This is a genomic window from Streptomyces sp. NPDC044984 (assembly GCF_040646935.1).
Taxonomy (GTDB): domain Bacteria; phylum Actinomycetota; class Actinomycetes; order Streptomycetales; family Streptomycetaceae; genus Streptomyces.
The window spans coordinates 152,743-177,571 of the sequence record NZ_JBEZBE010000015.1; the positions used below are offsets into that span (position 1 = coordinate 152,743).

Below are 24,829 nucleotides of genomic sequence, written 5' to 3' on the forward strand. Positions count from 1 at the left end.
GGAAAGATAACGGCGCCCGCGTTCCCCGGCCCGTGTGATCGTTGTGTAACGGCGGTCGGAGGGGGGCCTTCCTCGGGACGGTCGTCTCGTCCGGTCTGCTTACACTGCCGAAATGCCACGGGTCCTGATCGTCGAAGACGACCTAGATGTCCGCAGGGCCGTCCAACTGGGTCTGCGGCATCAGGGGCATGAGGTCTTCGCCGTGGAGACGGGGGAGGAAGGGCTGGAACAGCTCCTCCCCTTCCGGCCGGACGTCGTCGTGCTCGATCTCATGCTGCCCGGCATGTCCGGCCTGGACGTGTGCCGCCGGATCAGGGACCGCGACCAGGTGCCGATCATCATGGTGACGGCCCGGGGAGACGACGTCGACGTGGTCGTGGGACTGGAGACCGGTGCGGACGACTACGTGGTGAAGCCCGTGCAGGCCCGGGTGCTCGACGCACGGATACGGGCCGTGCTGCGCAGACAGGACGCGTCGCTGCCGGACGGCACCCGTCCCCGGGCGGAGACGCACGGCGAGCTGGTCGTCGACCGTGCCGGGCTCGTGGTGACGCACCGCGGCGAACCCGTCGCCCTCGCCCCCTCCGAACTGCGGCTGCTGCTGACCCTGTCGGCCTCGCCCGGCCAGGTGTTCAGCCGCCAGCAGCTGCTGGAAGCGGTCTGGGAACACAGCTACCACGGCGACATACGGCTCGTGGACGCCTGTGTGAAGCGACTGCGCAACAAGCTCGGCGAGGGCAGGAATCCCCGTTACGTGCAGACCGTACGCGGATTCGGTTACCGCTTCGGCACCTCATGAGCGACCGGGCGCCCGCGCGGACACGGAGGACCGTACGGACACGGAAGACCGCCGGGGAGCGGAGAACCGCATCCGAGGTCCCCACGGCTGAAGAGCTCCCCGCCGCCGTACCGGGTGCCGGCCCCCGGCGGTTCCTCCGGGCGGCCCTGGCACGCATCCCGCTCCCCCTGCGCGGTCTGCGCCCCCGCCTGCTGACGTCCTTCGTCCTGGTGGCCATGGCCAGCTCCCTGGGCACCGGGGCCCTCGCCTTCCGCGAGGCGCGCACGGGGGTGCTCCAGCAGAGCCAGGACTCCGTCATCAACCGGTTCCGTACGAGCGTCGACGCCGTCGCGCCCTCCATCCCCTTCGCCCCGGACCGGGCGGACCTCCAGTCCGCGGTGGACCAGGTGCTGGACGCGAACCGTTCGTCGGGCTGGCGGATCATGGCCACGTACGGTGGCCACCGCGCCTATGCGCCGAGCGCCGGTTTCGTCGAGCTGAGCCCCGAAATGCTCCGGTCCGTCCGGGACCGACGTGTCGCGGTGTTCCAGCGGGTGAACGTCGACGGGCGTCCTCGTCTCGTCGTCGGCATGCCCGTCACGTACACCTGGGGCGAGGGCCTGGAGACCAGGCTCTCCGGGCTCGTGATGTACCTGGAGGTCCCGCAGACCACCGAAGAGGGGTACGTCGAGGCCATGGTCCACGGCATCGAGCGGGCCACCCTGGTGGCCCTGTGCCTCGCCGTCGTCCTGGCGCTGCTCGCCGCGAGCGGCGTACTGCGTCCCGTACGGGCGCTGCGCCGGGCGACGCGCCGGATGGCCGCGGGGCATCTCGACGTCCGGCTGGACGTCACCGGCTCCGACGAACTGGCCGATCTCTCCCAGGCCTTCAACGAGACGGCGGCCGAACTGGAGCGGACCGTAAGGGAGCTGCGCCGCCTGGAGGCCCAGGGGCGCCGCTTCGTGGCGGACGTCTCCCACGAGCTGCGCACGCCGCTGGCGGCGATGTCGGCGGTCACCGACGTGCTGGACCTGGAGGGGGAAGGGGAGAGCGGTGAGGCGCTGCGGCTCATCAGCGAGGGAACGAACCGGCTGAGCGGACTGGTGAACGACCTGATGGAGATCTCCCGTTTCGACGCGGGGGCGGCCGAACTCAACCGGGACGAGATCGACCTGGCCGAGTCCGTACGGCGCACCGTCGCCTCCCGGTGGCGGCAGGAGCAGGTGGAGACCCGGCTGCCCGGACCGGGTGAGCTCCGCGCGCGCGTCGATCCGCGCAGACTCGACGTGGTGACGGCCAATCTGATCGGCAACGCGCTGCGGCACGGAGCGCCGCCCGTGCGGCTGACCATGGGGGTACGGGTGGACGGGGCGGGCATGGCGTGGGCCGTCATCGAGGTGACCGACAACGGACCGGGGATCGCCGAGGAGGCCATGCCGCACATCTTCGAGCGGTTCTACAAGGCGAGCACCTCACGGGCCAGGAGCGAGAGCAGCGGCCTTGGTCTGGCCATCACGGCGGAGAACGTGCGCCTGCACGGGGGGCGCATCCGGGCGGCGAACCTGCCCCGGGGCGGCGCGGTGTTCACGGTCGAACTCCCGCTGCACCGCGACGACACCGACACCGAGGCCGACGGGGGCACCCGGTGAGGGGCTCGCGGACGGCAGCGCTGCTGTCCGGGCTCACGGCCGCGGCCGCGGTCGCGCTCACGGCGTGCGGAGTCCCCCCGTCCGGTGTCATCGAGGCCGGTGCGCCGGCGAGCGGCATGGTCTCCCCCAGTGCGACACCACCCTCGACGCCCGCCACCATCTCCCTCTTCTTCCTGCGCGACGGGGAGTTGGTGCCCCATCCCCACCGGGTCGACGACGCCGGGAACCTCAAGGCCGTCGTAAGCCTGCTGTTCGAGGCGTCGGCCGCGAACGAGGCCCCGGCGGCCACCACGGAGCTGCCCCGCCTGACGGACGCGCCACGGGTGGCGATCGACGGCGACGGCATCCTCTCCGTCCGGCTCCCCGGTGAGACGGCACCACTGAGCCGTCTGGCCATGCTCCAGCTGACGTGCACGGTGAACCACGCGGCCTCACTGGCCCCCACCACCGTCCCCCGCGCCGACGCGGAAGCCGACGGCGACACCGCGCGCCGTTCCGCCGCGCCCAGCAGCCTCCATGTGTTCGGGGACGGATGGGCGATGACGCAGTCGGACCACGCGTGCCCCGTCGTGTCCCCTTCGTAGGAGCAGCCGGAAGCACCGACCCCGTGGGAGCCCTCCGGCTGACCACCGGACGGCCCCATCCAGGACGGCCCCCACCCAGGACGGCCCCCACCCAGGACGGCCCCCGCCCAGGACCGGAACCGGCCTTCCGGCCACGGCCCCCGCCCGACCGCGCGGTGGCGGGCCGGCCGGCCGCTTCCGGGCATATGCCTCACCCTTTCCTGTGAGGCCTCCTACACTCAGCGTCACGTGACGCACCGAAGTGGGGGGCCGGATGGCGCTGAACGAGAGGGCGGGGCAGGGGGACACCGCCGCGGCGGGACCGACGCTGGAAAGCCTGCTGTCGGTCATGGGGGCCGGTGCGCTGGAGCCGTACCTGGCTCCCCGCGGCCTGGGGGTCGTGGTCGAGGGAGTCACCGTGCTGGACCCGCTGGAGGCGGGGCCGACCCGGGGGCAGGTGGTGCTGGCCGTGGGCGTCGATCCGCACTCGGCCGCCGCCGTCGACGTCGTGCGCGAGGCCGCCGGATCGGGCGCGGCCGCGGTGGTCTTCGGGCCGGGAAGGCCGGGGCGGCCCCCGGAGTCGCTGCGGGCGGCCGTCGAGGACGCCGGTACGGCGGTGCTCTTCCGGACGGCGTGGTGCGGCTGGACCGAGCTGGTCGGCGCACTGCGGGCCGGTCTGGTCCTGTCCGGGGTCCCCGCCGATCCGGCGGTGGCGGCCGTGCTGCCGGGCGACCTGAACGGGCTGGCCGACGCGGTGGCGGTCCTGGTGGGCGGCGCGGTGACGATCGAGGACGTGGAGTCCCGGGTCCTGGCGTACTCGTCCACGAAGGAGGACGTGGACGAGTTGCGCCGGCTGACGATCCTCGGCCGCCGGGTGCCGGAGTGGCGCGTGGCCGCCATGCGGGAGGCCGGGTTCTTCCAGGCGTTGTGGGGCTCGGGGGACGTCATCCACCGGCCGGCGCACGGGGAGAATCCCGAACGCCTGGTGGTGGCGGTCCGGGCGGGCGGGGAGATCCTGGGATCGATCTGGGTGGCGGCCGCGGGCGGTGACCTCCCGCCGCACGCCTCCGACACGCTGCGGTCGGCGGCGCGGGCGGCCGCCGCGCACCTGCTGCACCACCGGTCGCACCGCACGCACGCCCGGCTGGTCGAGGACACGGCCCGTGCGCTGCTCGACGGACGGGGATCCGCCGAGGTGCTGACCGAACGCACCGGGATACCGGCGCACGGGCACTGCGCGGTCCTGGCGGTACGCCCCGGAGCCTCCTGCAAGGGGGAGGAGACCGGGAGGCTGTGCGCCCTGCTGTCCGTGTGCTGCGGCGCGAACGGCCTCACGTCGGTGGTGGTGCCGGTCGACCAGGGGGCCCTGGTCCTGGTGGGCGCGCTGCACCAGGACGTGCGGCGGGCCGTCGAACAGGTCGCGCGTCTGGGGAGGTCACTGGTGCGGCAGGTGGCCGACGTGTTCGGGCCGGAGACCAGGATCGGTCTGGGCACGGTGGTCGACACCCTGGCGGCCCTGCCCGAGTCCCGCCGGTCGGCGGACCTGGCACTGAGGGCCCTGCTCTCGGCGGGAGAGCACCGCACCGTCGCCTCCGCGGACGAGGTGGCCGAGTCGATCGCCCTGAACCAGATGCTGGACACGCTGACGGGACCGGCCCCGGCGCCGGAGACACCGGTGGCACGCCTGGTGGCGTTCGACGCCGGGAACGGCGGGGGCACCCTGGTGCGGACCCTGCGGGTGTACCTGGACCACTTCGGCCATGTGCCGGACACCGCGCGGGCGCTGGGGGTGCACGCGAACAGCCTGAGGCACCGGATCAGCCGGATCACCGAGGTGTCCGGGCTCGACCTGCGCAGTCCGGACGCCCGGCTCCTCGCCCAGCTGCAACTGCGCCTCCTCGAGCGCGGGGGCCGGGAGGCGTGAGCACTCGGGCGCCGCCACGAGGAAGGGGCGGTTCCGTCGTGCCCGGCCACGAAGGCGGCCGCGCCACGTCCGCGGTTTCGCTCCACGGTGAGAACCGCGCGGCGGAACACCGGGACTCCCGACGAAGACACCCGCACCGCCGCGCCGGGAGTCTGGTGGTCCGCCCCACGGCCGTCGTGCGGCGGTGAGACCCCGGTTCAGGGAGGGTGCACGATGAGTGGTTCCGACAAGGCCGACCGGCGCGAGCGGATTCTGCGGGCAGCCGTACAGCAGGGACTCCTGGAACCCGAGACGGCCGTACTGGCCGGGTTCGTCGACCTCGACGGCGTCAACGAGACCGTCACGTCCCTGCGGAGCGCGTTCCCCGACTCCCTCCGGGTGCTGCACGCGTTCGCGGCCAAGGCGAACTGCCTGGTTCCGGTACTCGAGGAACTGCGCCTGAGCGGCATGGGCTGCGAGGTCGCCAGTGCGGGCGAACTCGCCCAGGCGCTGGAGGCGGGCTTCGCACCCGCGCACATCGTGTTCGACTCCCCCGCCAAGACGCGGGCCGAACTGGCCCGGGCCCTGAGCCTGGGGATCGCGGTGAACGCGGACAGCTTCCAGGAACTGGCGCGGCTGGACGAGATCCTGGCGGCCCGCCGTTCCGACTCGCGGATCGGCGTGCGCGTCAACCCCCAGGTCGGCGCCGGCTCGATCACCGCCATGAGCACCGCCACCGCGACCTCGAAGTTCGGCATTCCCCTGGAGGACGAGGGCAACCGGCGACGACTGCTCCAGGCGTACCGGGACCGCCCCTGGCTGACCTGGGTGCACACGCACGTCGGCTCGCAGGGCTGCCCCCTGGACCTGATCGCCCGGGGCATCGCGAAGGCGGTGGACCTCGCCGAGGAGATCAACGCCCACCTCGGCCGCCGGCAGGTCACCGGCATCGACATCGGGGGCGGACTGCCGGTCAACTTCGACAGCGACGAGACGACGCCCGGCTTCGACACCTACGTGGACCACCTGCGCGCACACGCGCCGGCCCTGTTCTCGGGCGAGTACGAGATCGTCACCGAGTTCGGCCGCTCCGTGCTGGCCAAGAACGGGTTCATGGCCGCGTACGTCGAGTACACCAAGACCGTCGGCGGGCGTCCCGTTGCGATCACCCACGCCGGAGCACAGGTCGCCACGCGGACGGTGTTCGCCCCCGACGCGTGGCCCCTGCGGATCGAGGCCCACGACCCCCGCGGCCGGGCCAAGCACGGCCGGCCCGTACGGCAGGACGTCGCGGGCCCGTGCTGCTTCGCCGGTGACCTGCTGGCCCGCGACCGGGCGCTGCCCCTCCTCGACGTCGGCGACCTCGTCGTCGTCCCGGACACCGGCGCCTACTACTTCTCCACGCCCTTCCACTACAACAGCCTGCCCGAACCCGCCGTGCACGGCGCCCGCGTCGACGCCGAGGGCCGGGTCACCTTCCGGCCGCTGCGCCCCGCACAGGCCGCCCACCCGGTCCCGGCCCTCGCCGGACGGTGACCCCGGCTCTCCCGCGTACCCCGCCAGAACCCCGGGCACAGCCACTCGGGCCGGCGCGACCGTGCCCGGCTGCCCGGGGAGAACCACCACACCGAGGAAGGCAGGTGCAACCGCCATGAAAGTACGGCGCGCCCGGTCAGGGTGCTCCACGGAGAAAGCGGCACCCCCGGGCCGACGGAGGATCACCGGACGACGGCTGTCCGCCGCGGGGGCGCGCTGCGGCCGGGCGACGTGTGACGCCGCGCGGTGGATCTCGCGCCGCCGCCGCATCGCGGCCGACCAGTTCCTCCGGGGCGCGTGCTACGGAGCGGGCACGGCCGTGGTGGGTCTGCTGGCGGTGTGGGCGCAGACCCGCTGACGGCGAGGAAGTCCCGGACCGACGGTCCGGGACTTCCTCCGCCGGTTCGGGCGCGAGGAGCGACCTCGCGCTCCCCGCCCGGGAAGCCGAACGGAACGGAGGACGGGCCGGGGGGTCGGGCCGGCGGGCGGAATGGATGACGGAACGGATGACGGGTCGGGGCGGCCGAGGAGACCGCTGAACTCGCTTCGCCGTCACACGAGTCGAGGCACCTTCCCGGGCCGCTGATGCCGGACACCGGTCTGCCGCCTCCGCATTCTCGTCAAGTCGCCTTAACAGGTTCCTCAGTTGTCACTCGCATGTCATACGCTGCATCTCCGGCAGCGTTCGAACACCCGTCGTCGGGTGAGGGGGAACACGCGGCCGTTCGTTCTCGTCCGGTGAACACCGGGCTTCTTCTGTGGGGGTTCACATCACTGTGCGCAGGCGCAGCATCACGATCGCGACGGCACTCGCGGTCGTCCTCGGTTCCGCCGCCCTGGTAGGGGGCGCGGCGGGTACGGCGGCGGCCGACTCCGCGAAGGTCCTTCCGGTGAAGTCGGTCGGCGACATCGTCGTGGACGGTGCCCACCAGCGGGTCTACGTCTCCGATCCGACCGGCGGCACGATCGTCGTCACCGACTACAGCGGCACCGTGAAGGCGACACTGACCGACCTTTCCGGCGTGACCGGCCTGGCGCTGTCCGCCGACTCCGGGCAGGTGTACGCGGCCGTGAAGAACGGCAACCGGATCGTCTCGGTGGAGACGAGCACGTACACCCAGACCGCGAGCTACCCGGTGGGCGCGGCTCCCGGCGATCTGGAGGTGGTGGACGGCCGGATCTGGTTCGCCCACGGCACGGACTTCGGCTCGCTGGACACCTCCGGCCCCGAACCCGTCGTCCACCTCGCCCAGCGGGGCGACATCGGCTTCTCCGGCGCCTTCGGGATGTTCCTGGCGTCCGACCCGGCCGTCCCGGGCGTCCTGGTGGCCGGCAACGGTGGCGACCTCGCCGTCTACGACGTCTCGGCCGACGGGGCCGCGCTGCGGGTCAAGGGCTCCATGGACACCGCCGTGAAGCAGCTGGACCTGACGCCCGACGGCAAGCAGGTCCTCACCTCGTGGGGCGACCCGGGGTACGGCTACGGCCTCGGCTCCTACTCGACCGCCGACCTCACCGAGCAGTCGGGCTACCCCATCGACGCCTACCCGAACGCCGTGCGGGTCGCGCCCGACGGCAGCGTCGCGGGCGGCAGCGACTCCTCGTACGACCCCGACGTCCACATCCACCGCCCCGGCGACCCGGTGCCGGTGCGGGAGTACGACTTCCCCAACACCGGCAACAGCAGCGGAGCGGACCTCCTCGTGGACGGAGCGCTCGCCTGGGCGCCGGACTCGAGCCGGGTCTTCGCCGTCTCCGTGAACACCTACGGCACCCACACCCTGCGTGCCCTGACCGACCCCACCAAGGAACTGCCCGCCCTCAAGGTGTCGGCCCCCGCCAAGTCGGAACGGGCCAAGAAGCTGACCGTCACCGGCAAGCTGACCTCCAGGACGCCCCTCCCCGCCGGCACCGGCCTCAAGGTGACCCGTACGGACGTCGAGTCGCCGAAGGGCAAGGCGCTGGCCGCCGTCACGACGAAGGCGGACGGCAGCTTCTCCTTCACGGACACCCCGCCCGCCGGCGGCAAGGTCACCTACAAGGTCTCCTACGCGGGCGATGCCACGCACGCCCCGGCCTCCGGCTCGGACACGGTGGACGTCTCGCGCAAGGCGACCGTGCTGAGCCTGAACAACAACGGCAAGCTGTACTCGTACGGCAAGAAGGTCACCTTCACCGCACACCTCGGCACGACGTACAAGAACCGCACCGTCTCGATCTACGCGGACCCCTTCGGCTCCGACAAGCCGAAGAAGCTGCTGAAGACGGGCAAGGTCAACTCCAAGGGCGACCTGTCGGCGACCGTCACCATGACCCGCGACACCACCGTCTCCGCGGTCTTCGGCGGAGACGCCCGCTACGCCTCGAAGACCGTGAAGTCCACGGGGTACGCCCGGGCGAAGGTCTCCACCTCCGTCTCCAAGCACTACAAGACGGGCAAGATCGGCTCCACGACGTACCACTACTTCCGCAAGAACACCGATCCGGTGTTCACCACCACCATGAACTACTACGAGGGCCGCAAGCAGCGCTTCCAGCTCCAGGTCTACTACCAGGGCGCCTGGCACGACTCCACCCCCGAGTACTTCGCCCTGGGCACCGACGGCAAGTCGGCCGTGCGCCTGGAGGCACCGGGCGAGTCCGGCATCCGCGCCCGCATGCGCTCGTCGTACATCAACGGCTCCTCCGGCGACAGCGTCAACTCCACGACGCACGGCGCCTGGAAGTACTTCACCTTCACCAAGTAGCCCGCTCCGTCCGCCGGTACGGCCCCGGACCCCATCGGGCCGTACCGGTGACGGCGGCGGCGACGCGTGCGACGTCCCGGACGTGGTGCGGAAGGAGCACTCTCCGGGTCCGGACGGTGGCGGCCCGCGCGGGCGTGGTCGGGACCGGGCCCCGTTCCATCGACTCCCGGCTGCACCAAGCCCACCGCCCGCGGCCCCGGTTCCAGCTCGTCGACGTGTCCCGCCGGACGAGCCGGGAGGCCTGGGAGACGCCCACACCGGCCACCCGCCGCGGTGCCGAATTCCAAGGACCGGGCTGCGTTTTCTTGTTTCTGAACAAGCGAAAAGGGTTCGCGAGCAGGTTGGTGAACCCTCACGTAATTCGAGGTTGGATCACTGCCGGAACTCGCGCACCACCGTTTACCTTGGCGCGGTTACGCCAAGTGGCGCAGCCGCTGCCGAAGTGCCCGGGGAGGGGCGCCGACCGCAGTCGTGGGGGGCGGGAGATACGGGAGGGGCCGGCTGTGCGTCGGGGAAATCGACCGGCGCGTGTGAAGCGGCTTGTGCTCTGTGTGTCGTCGATCTTCAGGGAAACGGCTGGAAACCCGTCGTGGGCCCACCGTCTCGCCGTGCCCAGAATCCGTTCCATGAAGGGTGAGGAAAAGCTGTGAGACGCATGACCCCCGTCCTCTTGTCCCTCAGTGCCCTGCTGGTGGCCTCCGCCTGGGCCGCACCCGCGGCCGGAGCGGCCCCGCAGGCCGACCGGCCGGCGACCGTCCCCAGCGGGTGGGAGAAGGTCGACGCCACCGAACTGACGCACATCGCCCAGGACACGGACGCCCGGCGGGCGCCGCTCGCCGCCGGCGACGACGTCTCCGCCCAGGCCGAGGAGCCCGAGCTGCTGGCCGTGCAGTCGCTCCGCAACGAGAAGTTCGTCGCCACGGAGAAGACGTACCCCGCCCCCGACACCGGTGTGCTCCGGGCCCGTTCCGATGCGTACAACGGTTCCTGAGAGGGCTTCGCCTTCGAGTGGGACGAGACCACCAGTACGTACGCGCTGAAGTCCCTGGCCAACAACCTCTACGTGGCGGTCGAGAAGAACTTCACCGGCAGCGCGCAGAACGAGCTGCGCGCCCGCTCCACCAGCGTGGGCGGCTGGGAGCGGTTCGTCCTCTACTACAACGAGAGCCTGGACCGCTGGGCGCTCCAGTCCACGCTGAACGGCCTCTTCGTCACCATGGAGAACAGCTACACCGGCTCGCTCCAGTACGTCCTGCGCGCCCGCTCCGGTGAGATCTCCGGCTGGGAAGAGTTCAACCTCTACACCCTCGAGGCCTGACACCCGCACGTCCGGCACAAGCGGTAGCGAGACCGCCGGGCGGATCGTCCCCGTGAGGTGCGCGCGGACGGGGACCAGGACGAACGACAAGAAGGCCCGGGTCTCCGACCCGGGCCTTCTCCCTGGAGCGGGTGACGAGAACCGAGCTCGTCCCGCGCTCGCCCTGCGGCCGGTCCGGATCCGGCCGCCCCGCCGGGTCCTCGTCGCGGGGCGGAGCGGATACGTGGACACCAGCGGTGTGCCCGTCGCGTGCCGGTCGGCCTGCACGGTCCGGCCGGTGGTCTCCGGGCCTGGCGACACCGCCTCGGCCACCAGCGGTACGTGCTACGGCGTGTCCCGCAGGTACGGGTAGTCGGTGTAGCCGTGGTGGTCGCCGCCGTAGAAGGTGGAGGGGTCGGGGGTGTTGTAGGGGCCGTGGTCGGCCAGGCGGGTGGGCAGGTCGGGGTTGGCGAGGAACAGCGCGCCGAAGGCGACCATGTCGGTGGTGTCCTCCTGGACGAGGGTGAGGGCGTCGGGGCCGGTGGGCTCGGGGTGGGTGAACGGGTTGAGGACGAACGTGGCGGGCCAGTTCTTGCGCAGGCGTGCGGTCAGGGACCGGTCGGCGCCTTCGATCATGTGCAGGTAGGCGAGGCCCAGCTCTCCGAGCCGGTCGACCAGGGTGGTGTAGGTGTCCTCCACGTCCGCCGTGTCCGTCTCGGCGATGTCGTTGTAGGGGTTGGCGGGGGAGATGCGGAAGCCGGTGCGGTGGCCGCCGATCGCTTCCGCGACCGCGGCGGCTGTCTCCAGGGCGAAGCGGACCCGGCCGGTGACGTCGCCGCCCCAGTCGTCGGTGCGCCGGTTGGTGTTGGGCGCGAGGAACTGGTGGATCAGGTAGCCGTTCGCGCCGTGGATCTCCACGCCGTCGAAGCCGGCGGCGATCGCGTTGCGCGCCGCGTCGGTGAAGTCGGCGATGGTGCGGGTGATGCCGTCGGCGTCCAGTTCGTGCGGGGTGACGAAGTCCATCGGTCCTCGGTGGGTGAACACCTGGCCCTTCGCCGCGACGGGTGAGGGGGCGACGGGGTGCAGGCCGTCGGGAAGCAGGCTCGGGTGGCCGATGCGCCCGGTGTGCATGAGCTGCGCGAAGATCACCCCGCCCTCGGCGTGGACGGCATCGGTGACCTTGCGCCAGGCATCCACCTGGTCCGCGGAGTGCAGGCCCGGGGTGTCGGGGTATCCCTGGCCGACGGCGGAGGGCTGTATCCCCTCGGTGACGATGAGACCGGCGCTCGCTCGCTGGCTGTAGTAGGTCGCCATCAGATCGGTCGCGGTGGCGCCCGGCCCGTAGGCCCGGCTGCGGGTCATCGGCGCCATCACGATGCGGTTGGACAGCGACTGGCCGGCCATCTCGATCGGGGCGAACGCGTTCGGCATGGAGATCTCCCAGTTGTCGTGACGGGTCGGAGGAGAAGAGGAGGCCGCGGCGCGGTCGTCGTACCACGGGCGGTTCTCGTACACGGGCGTGCACGGGCGTACACGGGCCGAGTCGGCGGGAGCCGCGGCTGTGGGGCGCCGGCGGGTCCACGGCGAGCCGGCGTGCCAGGACGGGCGTCCCTCGGTCATCGCGGCGGGTGTGCCAGGCAGCCGTGGCGTCGGCACGTCCGTGGAGACGTCCTGTCGCCCCGGGCGGCGAGGGCTGCCCTCGGGCCCCCTCGCCGTGTGCGGGGGTGGAGCGGTCGGCCCGGCGAGTGAGCCGCTCGGCCGGGCGGGATCACCCGGCAGGCGCCTGCCGGCCGTGGTCCCTGATCGACGTTTCGATCAAACGGGCCCACGTGGTGAACATCTCGACCTGTTCGGGGGTCAGATCGCGCACCGAGATCTGCTCCAGGGTGCGCCACATGTCGGTGATCGGCTCCCGCAGGGCGCGCCCGGCATCGGTGAGGTGGACCACCATGACCCGCCGGTCGTGGGGGGCGGGCTCCCGGGTGAGCAGCCCCGCGTCCTGCATGCGGCGCAGCGACTTGGAGACGGTGGAGTGGTCGAGGCCCACCTGCTCCAGCAACTCGGCCTGGGTCTGGCCGTCGCGGTCGAAGAGCTGCATCAGCAGCAGTTCCTGGCCCGGGTGCAGGTTCATGGCACGCAGCATGGCGGCGGCATGGCCGCGGTGGGCGCGGGCCAGCTGGAAGACGGCGTAGCTCAATCGCCCCTCGCCCGCCGCGGTCGGCGGCTGGGATGACGTGGAACCGGACATTGCTGCTCCCTCGGCCACAAGAGTGGCGGTGATCGTTCAGTTGACGGTGAGGACGATCTTGCCCCGGTTGTGGCCGGCGTCGCTGGCCTGCTGCGCCTGGGCGGCTTGTGCCAGCGGGTAGGTGGCGCCGATCGTGGTCACCAGCGTGCCGTCGGCCGCCTGCCGAGCCAGTTCGGCGAGGCGGGCGGCGGAGCGGCGCTGGGGCCCCTCGGCGAAGACGACGCCGAGTTCGCGGGCGCGGAAGTCGGCGGTGGTGACGATCCGGTCGGTGCCGCCGCGCAGGGTGATGGAGTCCTCCAGCGCGCCCTTGCCGGCCGCGTCGAAGACGGCGTCCACCCCTTCGGGGGCGAGCGCGCGGACCCGCTCGACGAGGTCGTCCCCGTAGACCAGCGCGGTGGCGCCGAGCGAGGTGACGTAGTCCTGGTTGGCCGGCCCGGCGGTGCCGATGACGCGGGCGCCGCGGGCGACGGCGAGCTGGACGGCGACGGTGCCGAGGGCGCCCGAGGCGCCGTGGATCAGCAGCGTCTCACCTGCGCCGACGCCGAGCAGGTCCAGCACGCGTTCGGCGCCGTCGCTCGCCACGGGCAGTGCGGCGGCGTGGGTCCAGTCCAGACCGGCCGGCTTGGGGGCGAGGACCGCGGCTGAGGCCAGGGCGTACTGGGCGTAGGAACCGGTGTCGGACCAGCCCAGGACCTCGTCCCCCACCTTCAGGTGGTCGACGTCCTCGCCGACGGCGTCGACCACACCGGCGATCTCGCCGCCGGGCACGGCGGGCAGCGTGGTGGGGAATATGGCCTCCATGACACCGGAGCGGATCTTGCCGTCCACCGGGTTCACACCGACGGCGTGCACCCGCACGCGGACCTGGCCGGGGCCGGGCTCGGGGGTCGCGATCTCCGCCTCGTGCAGGACCTCGGTGCCGCCGAACGTATCGAAAACGATGGCCTTCATGGCTGCTCTCTCCTGACGTGGGGTTCGGTGCGCCGCCCACTTTCGTGGCCAGCCACATAAAAGTAACACCGATTGTGTGGCTAGCCAAGTAAATGCTCGGCGAAGGTCCCCGTGAGTGATCCGTCCGCCGTCACGACGCGCGCCGACAGGCCGTCCGGGTGTCCGGCGACCCCGCGGGGCCGGGGGCTCGCGGCGGCCCGGACCCGGTCGTGGATCCAGCCGGGGAGCACCTTCGCGCATGCACCGGCTCCCGGCCGGAACCCGTTGGCCGCCTCAGGCCGGCGGCCGCTGTTCCCACGGGACGGCCGGCGCCCGGCCGCGTGGTTCGCGTGCCGGGTTCTTGTCCGCGCCGGAGGAGCGCCTGACCGGTGACCGCGGCGCCGCACTCGAAGTCCCGGTCGCGGTGGGGGGAGGGCCGGCCCCTGCGTCTCGGCTGCGGGCGGCAGGGACCGCGGGGAGTCCGTCATGGTGCTGCGCGTCGTGCTCTCCCGTCGGCGTACCCGGCCGGGGCCACCGTTCGGCGTACCCGGCCGGGGCCACCGCACGCGGGGTCGCACCGCGGCGGGATGAGTGCTGTCATGGAACCAGCCGCAGGAGTGCATGCCGATGCGTCACAGCCGGATCTCCGCTCTCGCGTCCGCCCGATCGCCCGCGCCGACCGGAGCGGGCGGAGGATTGCTGCCGACCCGGGACCTCGCCGCCGCCTGGTTCCTGATCGTCCTGGTCGCCGTGCCCGCCTGGGTGCTGACGATCGGGCAGGCCCGGGGCATGGGGGTCGAGCCCGGCACGATGGGGATGGCGTTGCCGCTGTTCCTGCTGCTGTGGCTGACGATGACGGCGGCCATGATGCTGCCGTCGATGGCGCCGGTGGCCGTCACGTGGGTGCGCGGGATCGGCCGGCAGTCCTCCGGCTGGACGCGGACCGTGCGCACCGTCGGGTTCGTGGGCGGTTATCTGCTGGTGTGGACCGCCTTCGGCCTGCTCGCCTACGCGGCCCTGGCCCTCACCGGAGGCCTGGTGGACGGCCGTCCGACCGCCGGACGCTGGATCGGCGCCGCGGCCTTCCTGCTCGCGGGCCTGTACCAGCTCGGCCCTCTCCAGAACGTCTGTCTGCGGCACTGCCGCGACCCCATGGGCCACCTGGTGCGCTACGCCGGGTTCCGGCCGCCGGCCCGCGACCTTCGGGTGGGCGTCCACCACGGCACCTACTGCGTCGGCTGCTGCGCGGGACTGATGATCGTCCTGGTCCCGCTCGGAGTGATGAACGTGGCGGCGATGGCCGGGCTGGCCGTGGTGGTCTTCGTGGAGAAGCTGTGGTCCCGTGGGCCGCTGCTCGCCCGGGGCGTCGGCGTCGCGTTTCTCGTACTCGCCGTGCTCGCGCCGTTCCAGGACTGGCTGCTGCCCGGTCTGCGGGCGACGACGGACGGTATGTGACTCGGGCCTCTCGAGGAGGACGCGTCCGCCAGGCGGTCGCCGGTGACCGAGGAAGCCCGCGCTGTGGGGGTTCGCCTTGAAGCCGGCCCATCGGGCCCACGGGCCCGCCCCTGCGACGACGCGTCCTGGCGACGACGCGTCCTGGCGACGACGCGTCCTGGCGACGACGCGTCCTGTCTCAGCCGGGACCGCTCCAGTCGAACGGGAAGTGTTTGCTCGACTTCCCCGAGCGCTCCCAGGAGAAGCCGAACGCGTCGGCGCGGTCGGCGGTGGCCCGTCCCCAGGTGGCGACCTGGCCCGGTCCGACCTCGGCGCCCGGGGCGTTGTGGACCTGGACGCGTGCGCCGTCCGGCGTCGTCGGGCCGGTGAGCGCCTCGGCGGTGGCCGTGACCCGGCCGGGAACCTCGGCCCGCCAGGCGGCGAGGTCCTCGTCGACCTCGACGTGGACGGGGGCGAAGTCCATGCCGCGCATCTCGGGGTGGAACATCTCCCCGAACTGCGCGGGCCACCCGCCCGCCTCACCGCCGAAGATGGCCCCGAGCGCGGCGCGCTGCCGATCGTCGGCCCGCTCGTCGAGGAAGAGCGCCGCGTACGAGTCGGAGTGCGTGCCGGCCCAGGCGTTGCCGACGAAGGAGCCGAGCATCAGGACGTTGAGATCGTCGAGCCGCACATCGCCGAAGCTGCCTTCCCGGATGTGCCAGACCAGCACGCCCTCGCAGTCGCCGTAGGTCGGCGGCTGGGCGAACGTACAGGGGCACGGTATGGCGCACTTGCACACGTCGAACCAATCACCGGCCAGACGCCAGCGTGTGCCGGTGGTGACGTGATCTGTCATCCCGCTTCCCTCCTGCCGAGCTCGAGGAGGAGCTCAATCGGAGTGGCGAGACCGCGTGGCCCGAGCCCGCGCCCGGACGACGGGGCGGCCTCCCTTCCAGCTTGCACCCCGCGTCCCGGTACGGGAACCGAGGACGCCGACAAACCGGGCCGGGTCCGTGAGGAGACGCTCACGCGGGGTGCGCCGCCACCGGGCACTCGGGAAGCAGGACCGCGAACGGCTCTTGCGTCAGCCGGCCGCGTCGACCGTGCGGAAGATGCGGTCGAGATGGTCGTTCAGGACCGCGGCGGCGGACTCGGGACTGCGCTGACCGACGAGGATGCCGGTGCCGAGCCCCGCGGACATCGCGAGCAGGCCGGCCGCCGCCAACTGCGCGTCCACGCCGGGCCGCAGCAGATCCGCCGCCTGTGCCCGCCGGAGGATGTCCGCCACGGCACCTTCGGCGGCGTCAGGGTTCCTGATGAAGGGCTGCGCCGCGAGCGTCCGGTCGGTCACGGCCAGAACGGCGTACGAGGTGTAGAGGTGGTGGAAGGTGCGGCTCTCCTCGTCGGTCGGCAGCGCCGTCATCAACAGCGCCTCGATCGTCGCGCGCGGCCCCGGAGCGTCCCCGGCGGCTCGGATGCGGGCGGAGAGCCGCTCCCCGAACTTCCCGGTCAGGTGCTCCAGCCCGAAGAGCAGCAACTTCTCCTTGGTCTCGAAGTAGTACTGCACCAGCCGCAGGGACACGCCCGCCTCGGCTGCCACATCGCGCATCCCCACGGCATGCAGCCCGCGTCGCCCGGCGACCCGGACGAGCGCCTCCGCCATCTCGGTGCGCCGTTCCGCATGGTCCACACGCCTGGGCATCGGCTGGTTCTCCGCTCATCGTCCGCTGCGCCCTCGCGGGGCCTCTTGATGGTACAGCCGTATCAACATCGTGGTACGTTCGTACCACGAAACCGAGACCTTCCGGAGGTGGCCGTGTCCGAGACCGCTGCCCGCACCCAGGCCGACGTCGGCCGCTATGTGAGCGATGCGTGGCGCGACCGCTACTTCGCCGCGTGTGACGCCGTCTACGCGCTGGGGGCGCCCGTCCTCGCGGAGCAGGATGTGGAGACCTCGTTCGGCACCACCCACGTGTACCGCTACGGGCCCACCGACCCCGCGGCCCGGTCCCGCACCCCCATCGTCCTGGTGCACGGAGCGGGCTCCTGCTCCGCCATGTGGTACCCGAACACCCCCGCCCTCAGCGCCGACCGCCCCGTCTACGCCGTTGACACCCCGGGTGACCCCGGCCGCAGCGTGCAGCGAGAACCGATCCACCAGCCCGAACGGGCCGCGCAGTGGCTGGACGAGACGCTCGACGGGCTCGGGCTCGAACGCGTTCACCTCGTCGGCACCTCTTACGGAGGCTGGCTCGCCCTGAACCAGGCGCACCGCAGGCCCGAACGCCTCGCCTCGGTCACCCTGCTCGACCCGGGCGGTCTGGAGAAGGTGGGGCTGCGCTTCTTCGTCTGGATCTTCGCCGGCCTCTTCGCGACGTTCGCGCCCAAGGCGCTGCGCCCGCGGCTGGCGGCCTGGCTGGAACAGCCGGTCCTGGTCATGCCCGAGCTGCGCACGATGATCAGGACGGCCGTCCGCGCCTACCGCATCCGTCGTCCGGCACCGCTTCCCCTGTCCGAGGCGGAACTGTCCACCATCCGTACGCCCCTCTACCTGGTGCTCGGCAAGCGCAGCCTCCTGCTGCACCCCGAGCGTCAGAGGGAACGCGTTCCACGCCTGGTACCCGGCGCCCGTGCCGAGATCATCACCGGCACCGGGCACGGACCTCAGATCGACCACGCGGAGGAGATGAACCGCAGGATGCTGGACTTCATGGCCTCCGTCGACTGACGACCGCCGGGCCGCGCATGCGACCGGGCCGAGGCGCAAGGCCCCTTCTGCCGCTCGTGACGGAAGGAGCCGGCGCCAAGTCCCTTCCACCACCCCGGACTCGGGCGTACGCGGCCGCTGTGGCGTATCCCGGCCCCCGCCAGGTTCACGGGGCAACGGCAAGCCGAGGGCTCCCACGGGCGGGGGCCGCGGTGAACGCGGCGCCCCCGCAGGTCGGTGGCGTCCGGCGGCGCCGGGAGCGGTGAAGCCGTCGCAGGGGCGGAGAACTCGCGCCCTCCGCGTGCCCGGCAAAGCAGCAGCCCCAGGCCGTTGACCTGGGGCTTCTTCACGGAGCGGGTGACGAGAACCGAAGGCGCGCTCTCAGCTCGGGAAGCGACGGCGCTTGCGGGGGTGCGTGGGGTCTGACCTGCGCGTACGCGGTTTGAAGTCCCATGCCTTCAGACCGGATCGCACCGTGGTGGACCGTGGTTCTCCGTTCTTACGGGCACGCGAAGGGCACGACATCCGGCAGACGTGTTTCCGGGCCGCGGGAAACTGTTCCTCTCCGCTCGCGCGCCCACAACGTACGAGTCGGCCGCGCGTGCCGCTGCCGTCGTCGCGTCGGCGGTTCGGCCGGAGTCACCGGTCCTCCCGCCGAGGGCCGTCCGCAGTCGCCGGGCCGGTCGGACGGGCCTGATCCGTGCCGGTGTCGATCAGGATCTGCTGGGCCTGCTTGGGGCTGCCGGCGCGGACCGCTTCGGTCATCGCGGCTCGCGCCGCCTCGGGGGGAGTGCCCGGAGGGAAGCGAAAAGGGGGTCACGAACCGTAACAGTTGCGGGAGGGGAGAGCGGGGCCGAGGGGTGCCTCGGTGCTCCACCCTCGTCTTCCCACTGCTCCAGCCGCCCCTGCTCGCGTACGGCCTCGTCCTCGGCGTGGAGGTGTCGCTCGGCCGCCAGGAGCTCGCTCACGGTGAGGCGGAGCGCGGGGTCGGCCGCCGCGGCCATGAGCAGCGCGGCCGTGGCGGTCTCGGTCCGGGGCGGGACGACGAGCAGGTCCCGGCGTCCGACGCCGTACGAGAAGAGCCGGATCAGGTGCGGGTCGAAACCGGACGCGAACCACGCGGCCTTCACCGTGTGCCCGGTCACGGACAGGTCGCAGGGCGCCACCGACCAGGTGTCGCGGTGGGACGCCATGCGCGACACGCCTCCTCGTGTCGCGTCGAACGCCTCGGCGAGCGCGGGAAGTTCGGTCATCAGGTCGTCAGTACGGGGCCACCAGGCGCCGCATACGGGACCGGTCGGGAAGGCCGACGGGCGCAGGGCGTGCCGGACAGGGGCCGGACAGGTGCATTCCGGGCGTGCCGGGGCGCGTTCAGCGGTGCGGGGCGGTGGGCCTGTGCCGGTGGGCGGTCTTATGTCGCGGTTCCTGTCTTCGGACGGCTGTTGTGCGGTGGCCGGTGCTGTGGTGGGCTGGGGTCAGCCCGGCTCGTCGGTGTGGGGGCGTCCCGCCCGGGTGTGGTGGGTGGTCAGCCAGGGCGACTCGGCTGAGGGCTCTTCGTCCCCGGTGTCGACTGTGAGACGGAGCAGGGTTGCCCTGACCGCCGGCGCCCGCGGGGTGGCTGCGTGACTCGTCGCAGTGGAAGCGCCGGCGCAGCAGGCGCGCCACCCGTCGGGCGACTTCGGGGCCGACGGCGATGGTGGCCTCAGCCCTGTCGCGCGGCTTGGCCTCGATGCCCCGCGGAGGTCGGCGTCTTGTGCGTGGTCCGGTCCCGACGGCGGCGTGATCGGAAGCGTCCCCGACCGCCGTCGCGATGGTCACGACGCTCGTGCGGGGTGGCCGGGGCGGAGGAGGGTGGGGGCGGCGCGGTGGTGTCGGCGGCGCGGTCGGGGGCGGCCTGGCGGCCTGGACGGAAACGGCTGTAGGAACGCATGGCGATCCTTTCGGCGTGCGCCGAGTTGAGCCGGTGGATCACGTACGCTCCGCCCGCGACAAGCACGAGGAAGGCGGCGATGGTGAGGGCGGTGTTCATGGCGTTCGTTCACTGCCTGACGGTCGGCCGACCGCGAGAAGCGCTCGGGAGGAGTAGGTCTGCCGTCCCCCGTGCGTGTGGAGGCGGTGACGTGGCGGGGCCGGCGGTGAAGAGCAGGAATACGGCTCTGCGCGGGTCGGGCTCCGGCCACACACCGGCGGCGGGTGACGTGTCGAGGGGCGAGGCCATCGCTCTGACCTGTCTCCGGAAACTTCTGCGGTTGCGCGGGCTTTCCGGCGGAGTGTCTCGCCGAGGACGAGACCGGCGCGTGAGCCGGTGTGCGACATGCCCTCGGTACGTCCACCGTACTCCCGCGCGCCCTCGTCCGCGGCGGAGCGGACGGCATCGCCGTACCCGCCTCGGCGTTCTCGGCCACCGTCGGCCCACAAGGGGTGAGGCCCCGAGAGTACGGTTGAAGGCATCGAGGGCATGTCGCGCGCCGGTTCCGACACCGGCGCCGCTCTCGGCGACCGACGACGCCGGGCCGGATCCGCCCGTGCCCGGGGCAGGGTTTGCCTCATGACCGTGAACATGCCGGTTCCGCCGACCATCACAGAGTTCCTCGGGCGACCCGACGACCCGGGCCGGCGCGGTACGCGGAAACCCGGCCCATCCGGGCCGGAGCGCGGCTCTTCGCCCCGCGAGGGGCAACGCGTCCGCCCGTTGACCAGGCGTCAGATCGAGGACCATCTGCAGGAGCTGGGCGATCTGTACGCGGAGACGTCCGGCGGCGGCCCCTGGGCGTGGAACCAGGCCCGCGGCGCCTTCCTACGGCGGCTGGCGGCAGACGTACGGCGACCGGGATTCGAGTTGCTGATCGCGGAGACCACCGCGCTGACCGGCTGCGCATACGGGTTTCCCGTACGCGGCGACGGTCCCTGGTGGGAGGGCTTCGACGGGTACCTTCCGGGGAGGCTGCTCCGGCTCGCCGCCGCCGGACGCCTCTTCGTGATCTCCGGCATCCACGTTCCGTCCCGCGTACGCAGGCAGAACCAGGACCGTGCCTGGAACCTCGCCCGGCGACTGCAGAAACGGCTGCTCACCGACCACGGCGCCGCCGTCGCCGTCACGCTGGTGAACCGCTCCGACCACAGGACCGTCGAGGCACTGCGGTCCTGGGGGTGGCGGTACGTCGAAGGCGACACACCTCGGACGGCCCCACTCGGTCCGTTCCGCGTCCTGGTTCTCGAGACCTGAGCGCCACGTCCCGCGCCGGCGCCGTCACGGTTCTCACGGCGACGGCAGCCGCAGGGCGAGCAGGGCCACGTCGTCGGTGCTGCCGGGTGGCATGCGGGCGAGCAGTTGGTCGCACAGCGTGTCCAGCGGTTCGTGGGCGAGCGCGAGGGCGTGGCGGCGCAGACGGGCGAGGCCGGTGTCGAGGTCGCTGCCGGGGATCTCGATCAGGCCGTCGGTGTAGAGCAGCAGGGTGGAACCCGGCGGCAGGGGCTGTGCGGCGTTCGGCCGACCGCCACCGGTGACCGGACCGGCGCCGAGGAGGAGTCCCTGCCCGGTTTCGAGGTATTGCGCCTGTCCGTCCTGAGTCAGCAGAAGGGGCGGCGGATGCCCGGCACTGGTCCACCGCAGCGTCCACGGGCCGGTGTGCGGGCTGCCTTCGAGCAGGGCGAGGACGAGGGTGGCCATGGGGACGGTGGTGATGGCGGGCAGGGCGTCGTCGAGGCGGTCGACGACGGCACCGGGCGGGCCGGTGCGGTCCCAGGCCAGTGACCGCAGGATGCCGTGCAGCTGTGCCATGCCGGCCGCGGCGGTGAGGTCGTGGCCCACGACGTCGCCGATGACCAGCGCGAGCGTGCCGTCCTTCAGCTCGAAGGCGTCGTACCAGTCGCCGCCGACCTGGGAGCCGGCCGGGGCGGGCTGGTAGCGGGCGGCCAGTCGCAGACGGCCGTGCTGGGGCAGCGGGGCGAGCAGGTTGCGCTGCATGGCCTCGGCGACGGCACGCTGGCGGCCGAACCGGCGGGCGTTGTCGATGACCAGGCCGACCCGGCGGCCGATGTCGCCCACCACTTTCAGGTCGTCGGTGTCGAAGGGGGACTCCGGGCCGGTGCGCACCAGCGTCAGGGCGCCGGTGACCTGACGAGCGGAGCCCAGCGGCACCGTGATGGTGGAGGTCGCGCCCACCGCCCGCAGGAAGCCGCTGTGGACGGCGGCCAGGGCGGAGCCGGTCGGCGCGGCCACGTCCGCCTCGCGCTGCAGGACGGGATCACCACCGTTCAGCACCTGGACCAGCGGAGAGCGGGCCGCCACCTCGGCCTCGGGCAGGCGCTCGCGCCAGTCCTCCTGTGCGGCGTCGCGGCCCCCGGGACCCGTCACCGCCACGCGGTGGACCTGTCCGGAACCGACCCGCAGGTCCACTGCCGCCCAGTCGGCGAGGCGGGGAACCAGCAGGCGGCCCAGCCGGGCGAGGGCCTCGTCGATCTCCAGTGTCTGACCGAGCACGTCGGTGATCTCCGCCACCAGCGTCAGCCGCTCGGTGAGGTCCTCCAGAGCACGCGTATAGGCCGCACGCTCCCGACGCGCGCTGCGGTCGCCGGCGGCGTCGGTCAACAGCACGGCCATGCCCTTGAAGGCGCCGTCGTCCGTCAGGGGAGAAGCGGACCAGGAGATCGCGGTCAGGCGGCCGTCACCGCGCAGACAGATGTCACCCTCCCCCCGTGCCTCGGCCCTCTCGGCCAGGGACCGCAGCAGCGGGCACTGTCCCCGGGGGACCAGGCCGCCGGCCGCGTCCCGGTGCAGCAGGTCGTGTGCGTCCTCCCCGCGCATCGCGGCGGCGGCACGGCCCAGCAGGCGCTCGGCGGCCGGGTTGACCGCGAGAATCCGTCCGGCGGAGTCCACCACGATCAGGGCCGTGCCCAGCCGTTCGACGACCTGCCACCAGAAACCCGGCTCGGCCGCCGACCGCCACCGACCCTCATCTCCCACGTCCTCCACCATGCCGCCTCTCCAGTCGTGCGAACCCTCGCCGAAGACCGCGGGCGCGTCGGCAGGCCGACACACCAGTGGATCGATGATCCCCCGAGCTGACAACGATGCGGAGTACGACCTGCTCGGGTGTGTGTCCGAGCGGCGGGCCCGGGCACGCTCCGCGCTGCGGGTGTCGGTGACGTCACCGGTCGCCTCCTCGTCGGGCATCGACCGGTCGGCCGTGCGCGTCGGCGGTCACCCGGTGTGGCCGGCTCTCCCGCGGCGGGCTGTCGGCCACCTGCCGTCACCGGCGCCGGGCACGGTTCAGCCTGCCCGTACCGCGCTGGTGGACGTCGGGGATGCCGTCGGCGTCCTCGTCGAGGTGCTCCTCCTCCCACAGCCTGCGGTAGATGCTGTTACGGCGCTTGACCAGCACCGCGGCCATGCCGGCGGCGAGCAGTGAGCCGACCAGGACGGCGGCCTTGATCCGCTCGGTGTCAGCCGGGTCGACGAAGGCCACCTCGCCGATGAGCAGGGCGACCGTGAACCCGATTCCGGCGAGAACCGCGAGGGCGAAGACATCGGCCCAGGCCAGTTCGGGGTTGAGCCGGGCCCGGGTGTACCGGGCGGCGAGGTAGGTCCCCCCGAAGATCCCCACGGCCTTGCCGACGACCAGGCCGAGCACCACGCCCAGCGGCTCGGGACGGGTGAACACCTGGCCCAGCACGGGAACGGAGATGCTCACTCCGGCGGCGAACAGGGCGAAGAGGGGGACCGCGAAACCGGCCGACACCGGACGCAGCAGGTGCTCGGTGCGCTCCCCGGGCGAGGCGTCCTCCCCCGCATCCTGGTCGCGGGCGCAGCGAAGGATCAGTCCCATCGCCACCCCGGCCACGGTGGCGTGCACCCCGCCGTTGTACATCAGCGCCCAGGTGACCACCGCCAAGGGCACGTACCACCACCATCCGCGCACCCCGAACCGTTGCAGCAGGGAGAAGACGACCAGGCCGCCGACAGCCCCGGCGAGGGCTGCCGGGTTCAGGCGGCTGGTGAAGAACAACGCGATGACCAGGATCGCGCCGAGGTCGTCGACGACCGCCAGGGTGAGCAGGAAGGCCCGCAGTGCGGTCGGCATGTGGGTGCTGAGCACGGCGAGGACCGCGAGTGCGAAAGCGATGTCGGTCGCCATCGGCACCGCCCAGCCGCCGGCCCGGCCACCACCGGCCGCGGCCGTGGCCAGGTAGATCCCCGCAGGCGCCACCATGCCGCACACCGCGGCGACCACGGGCAGGACCGCCGTGGCCGGGGTGCGCAGCCGGCCGGCCACGAGCTCGCGTTTGAGCTCGATCCCGGCGACCAGGAAGAAGACGGTGAGCAGTCCGTCGGCGGTCCAGTGCCGCACCGACAGTTCCAGTCCGAGTGCCGCTGTCCCGAAGTGGACGTCGCGCAGCGCCTCGTAGCTGCCGCGCCACGGGGTGTTCGCCCACACCAGCGCCACCAGGGCGGCGATCAGCAGCATCAGGCCACCCACCGTCTCCGTGCGCAGGGCCCGGGCCACCTGTACGCGTTCCGGCCAGGGCAGCAGTCCGAGGAAGACAGACGGCCCGCGCGGGGCAGCAGGCATCGGGAGGACCTCCGGGCCGCGGGCAACGGCCACAGGCACGAACCCCCTCCGGTGCCTACCGGATGTTCCGGTGCGATCGTGCCCTGATGGCGCATGCATCACATCCCACCCACCGTAGCCCGCTCACCGTCGCCCGGCCGATCTGGAGCAGGAATGCCGAGAAGGTCCCGCAGGAGTGAGAGCCCCTGAGGCAGGAGCTGTACCGACCGGTGTGGGACCCACCGGGGTGGAGGCTGTTTCACGCCCTCTGCCGGCGAAAGTCCGTGGGCGCCGACTCGCCGAGGTGCGCAGCAGTGCGGCAGGCCCCGCGGATTCAGTGCGGAGTTGTCGTTGCGCGGACCTGAGCGCACCGCTGTCGGCCGTGGTGGTCCGCTCCTGCGGGCGCGGATCGAGTACGAACGGTCTCGTGAGCGCCCCCTTGATCGTCTTCCAGTACGTCCACGACCGCGGTAGCCGTTCACATGC

At 72.4% G+C, this 24,829-nt stretch carries 18 protein-coding genes and 1 pseudogene; 10 read left to right on the forward strand and 9 right to left on the reverse strand.

Translation table 11 applies throughout. From position 1 onward, the window contains the following. Positions 1 to 112: 112 nt before the first annotated feature. The 7 genes and pseudogenes from AB0A94_RS18545 (at position 113) to AB0A94_RS18575 (ending at position 10,494) form a co-directional block, all read left to right on the forward strand. Positions 113 to 799 (forward strand): response regulator transcription factor, encoded by a 687-nt coding sequence (locus AB0A94_RS18545; protein WP_004993338.1) that lies wholly within the window; start codon positions 113 to 115, stop codon positions 797 to 799. After that, positions 796 to 2,427, forward strand: a complete 1,632-nt coding sequence (locus tag AB0A94_RS18550; RefSeq protein ID WP_361745511.1) for a HAMP domain-containing sensor histidine kinase — start codon at positions 796 to 798, stop codon at positions 2,425 to 2,427. The genes AB0A94_RS18545 and AB0A94_RS18550 overlap by 4 nt, the downstream gene beginning before the upstream one ends. Next, positions 2,424 to 3,011 (forward strand): hypothetical protein, encoded by a 588-nt coding sequence (locus AB0A94_RS18555; protein ID WP_361745513.1) that lies wholly within the window; start codon positions 2,424 to 2,426, stop codon positions 3,009 to 3,011. Before AB0A94_RS18550 ends, AB0A94_RS18555 begins: the two co-directional genes overlap by 4 nt. Positions 3,012 to 3,264: 253 nt before the next feature. Further along, the gene (locus tag AB0A94_RS18560) at positions 3,265 to 4,914 is read left to right on the forward strand and encodes a helix-turn-helix domain-containing protein (RefSeq protein WP_361745514.1); all 1,650 of its coding nucleotides are present in this window, start codon (positions 3,265 to 3,267) and stop codon (positions 4,912 to 4,914) included. A gap of 213 nt (positions 4,915 to 5,127) precedes the next feature. After that, positions 5,128 to 6,429: a diaminopimelate decarboxylase gene (locus tag AB0A94_RS18565; RefSeq protein ID WP_361745516.1), complete on the forward strand. Its 1,302-nt coding sequence runs from the start codon at positions 5,128 to 5,130 to the stop codon at positions 6,427 to 6,429. Positions 6,430 to 7,205: 776 nt separating this feature from the next. Next, positions 7,206 to 9,176 (forward strand): Ig-like domain repeat protein, encoded by a 1,971-nt coding sequence (locus tag AB0A94_RS18570; RefSeq protein WP_361745518.1) that lies wholly within the window; start codon positions 7,206 to 7,208, stop codon positions 9,174 to 9,176. Positions 9,177 to 9,831: 655 nt separating this feature from the next. Beyond that, a pseudogene (locus AB0A94_RS18575) lies at positions 9,832 to 10,494 on the forward strand (hypothetical protein). A gap of 324 nt (positions 10,495 to 10,818) precedes the next feature. On the opposite strand, the gene AB0A94_RS18580 reads toward AB0A94_RS18575, so the two are convergent. The 3 genes from AB0A94_RS18580 to AB0A94_RS18590 all read right to left on the reverse strand — a co-directional run bounded on the left by AB0A94_RS18580 (position 10,819) and on the right by AB0A94_RS18590 (position 13,672). Then, complete coding sequence (locus AB0A94_RS18580) at positions 10,819 to 11,904, reverse strand: alkene reductase (RefSeq protein WP_361745572.1); 1,086 nt, start codon at positions 11,902 to 11,904, stop codon at positions 10,819 to 10,821. A gap of 337 nt (positions 11,905 to 12,241) precedes the next feature. Next, positions 12,242 to 12,721 (reverse strand): MarR family transcriptional regulator, encoded by a 480-nt coding sequence (locus AB0A94_RS18585; RefSeq protein ID WP_361745520.1) that lies wholly within the window; start codon positions 12,719 to 12,721, stop codon positions 12,242 to 12,244. A 36-nt stretch (positions 12,722 to 12,757) separates the two neighbouring features. After that, positions 12,758 to 13,672, reverse strand: a complete 915-nt coding sequence (locus AB0A94_RS18590) for an NADP-dependent oxidoreductase (RefSeq protein ID WP_361745521.1) — start codon at positions 13,670 to 13,672, stop codon at positions 12,758 to 12,760. 606 nt (positions 13,673 to 14,278) lie between these two features. On the opposite strand from AB0A94_RS18590, the gene AB0A94_RS18595 reads away from it, so the two are divergent. Beyond that, entirely contained in the window at positions 14,279 to 15,106 is an 828-nt protein-coding gene (locus AB0A94_RS18595; protein ID WP_361745573.1) for a DUF2182 domain-containing protein, read from the forward strand. 178 nt (positions 15,107 to 15,284) lie between these two features. Here the strand turns inward: AB0A94_RS18595 and AB0A94_RS18600 are convergent, their stop codons facing one another. Both AB0A94_RS18600 and AB0A94_RS18605 read right to left on the reverse strand, forming a co-directional pair. Continuing rightward, a complete protein-coding gene (locus AB0A94_RS18600) occupies positions 15,285 to 15,941 on the reverse strand; it encodes a DUF1326 domain-containing protein (RefSeq protein WP_361745523.1) in 657 nt (218 codons plus the stop codon). A 228-nt stretch (positions 15,942 to 16,169) separates the two neighbouring features. Then, positions 16,170 to 16,787 carry a TetR/AcrR family transcriptional regulator gene (locus AB0A94_RS18605; RefSeq protein WP_361745525.1) on the reverse strand — a complete coding sequence of 206 codons (618 nt, stop codon included), beginning with the start codon at positions 16,785 to 16,787 and terminating at the stop codon, positions 16,170 to 16,172. Positions 16,788 to 16,895: 108 nt separating this feature from the next. Here AB0A94_RS18605 and AB0A94_RS18610 point away from each other — a divergent pair, with 108 nt between their 5' ends. Next, positions 16,896 to 17,813 carry an alpha/beta fold hydrolase gene (locus AB0A94_RS18610; protein WP_361745527.1) on the forward strand — a complete coding sequence of 306 codons (918 nt, stop codon included), beginning with the start codon at positions 16,896 to 16,898 and terminating at the stop codon, positions 17,811 to 17,813. Positions 17,814 to 18,431: 618 nt separating this feature from the next. Here AB0A94_RS18610 and AB0A94_RS18615 read toward each other — a convergent pair. Together AB0A94_RS18615 and AB0A94_RS18620 are read right to left on the reverse strand one after the other, a co-directional pair. Then, positions 18,432 to 18,557: a hypothetical protein gene (locus AB0A94_RS18615; RefSeq protein WP_361745529.1), complete on the reverse strand. Its 126-nt coding sequence runs from the start codon at positions 18,555 to 18,557 to the stop codon at positions 18,432 to 18,434. Continuing rightward, positions 18,554 to 19,207: a DUF5994 family protein gene (locus tag AB0A94_RS18620; protein ID WP_361745574.1), complete on the reverse strand. Its 654-nt coding sequence runs from the start codon at positions 19,205 to 19,207 to the stop codon at positions 18,554 to 18,556. Before AB0A94_RS18620 ends, AB0A94_RS18615 begins: the two co-directional genes overlap by 4 nt. A 1,277-nt stretch (positions 19,208 to 20,484) precedes the next feature. On the opposite strand from AB0A94_RS18620, the gene AB0A94_RS18625 reads away from it, so the two are divergent. Beyond that, positions 20,485 to 21,018: a hypothetical protein gene (locus AB0A94_RS18625; protein WP_361745530.1), complete on the forward strand. Its 534-nt coding sequence runs from the start codon at positions 20,485 to 20,487 to the stop codon at positions 21,016 to 21,018. A gap of 33 nt (positions 21,019 to 21,051) precedes the next feature. Here the strand turns inward: AB0A94_RS18625 and AB0A94_RS18630 are convergent, their stop codons facing one another. Both AB0A94_RS18630 and nhaA read right to left on the reverse strand, forming a co-directional pair. Continuing rightward, entirely contained in the window at positions 21,052 to 22,758 is a 1,707-nt protein-coding gene (locus AB0A94_RS18630; RefSeq protein ID WP_361745532.1) for a SpoIIE family protein phosphatase, read from the reverse strand. 286 nt (positions 22,759 to 23,044) lie between these two features. Further along, positions 23,045 to 24,364 (reverse strand): Na+/H+ antiporter NhaA, encoded by a 1,320-nt coding sequence (gene nhaA / locus AB0A94_RS18635; RefSeq protein ID WP_361745534.1) that lies wholly within the window; start codon positions 24,362 to 24,364, stop codon positions 23,045 to 23,047. Positions 24,365 to 24,829: the final 465 nt, after the last annotated feature.

Excerpts from the sequence above, each read along its gene's own strand:
- AB0A94_RS18545 (WP_004993338.1), top strand. The coding sequence starts at position 113 with ATGCCACGGGTCCTGATCGTCGAAGACGACCTAGATGTCCGCAGGGCC.
- AB0A94_RS18550 (WP_361745511.1), top strand. The coding sequence starts at position 796 with ATGAGCGACCGGGCGCCCGCGCGGACACGGAGGACCGTACGGACACGG.
- AB0A94_RS18560 (WP_361745514.1), top strand. The coding sequence starts at position 3,265 with ATGGCGCTGAACGAGAGGGCGGGGCAGGGGGACACCGCCGCGGCGGGA.
- AB0A94_RS18565 (WP_361745516.1), top strand. The coding sequence starts at position 5,128 with ATGAGTGGTTCCGACAAGGCCGACCGGCGCGAGCGGATTCTGCGGGCA.
- AB0A94_RS18580 (WP_361745572.1), bottom strand. The coding sequence starts at position 11,904 with ATGCCGAACGCGTTCGCCCCGATCGAGATGGCCGGCCAGTCGCTGTCC.
- AB0A94_RS18585 (WP_361745520.1), bottom strand. The coding sequence starts at position 12,721 with ATGTCCGGTTCCACGTCATCCCAGCCGCCGACCGCGGCGGGCGAGGGG.
- AB0A94_RS18590 (WP_361745521.1), bottom strand. The coding sequence starts at position 13,672 with ATGAAGGCCATCGTTTTCGATACGTTCGGCGGCACCGAGGTCCTGCAC.
- AB0A94_RS18595 (WP_361745573.1), top strand. The coding sequence starts at position 14,279 with ATGCGTCACAGCCGGATCTCCGCTCTCGCGTCCGCCCGATCGCCCGCG.
- AB0A94_RS18600 (WP_361745523.1), bottom strand. The coding sequence starts at position 15,941 with ATGACAGATCACGTCACCACCGGCACACGCTGGCGTCTGGCCGGTGAT.
- AB0A94_RS18605 (WP_361745525.1), bottom strand. The coding sequence starts at position 16,787 with ATGCCCAGGCGTGTGGACCATGCGGAACGGCGCACCGAGATGGCGGAG.
- AB0A94_RS18615 (WP_361745529.1), bottom strand. The coding sequence starts at position 18,557 with ATGACCGAAGCGGTCCGCGCCGGCAGCCCCAAGCAGGCCCAGCAGATC.
- nhaA (WP_361745534.1), bottom strand. The coding sequence starts at position 24,364 with ATGCCTGCTGCCCCGCGCGGGCCGTCTGTCTTCCTCGGACTGCTGCCC.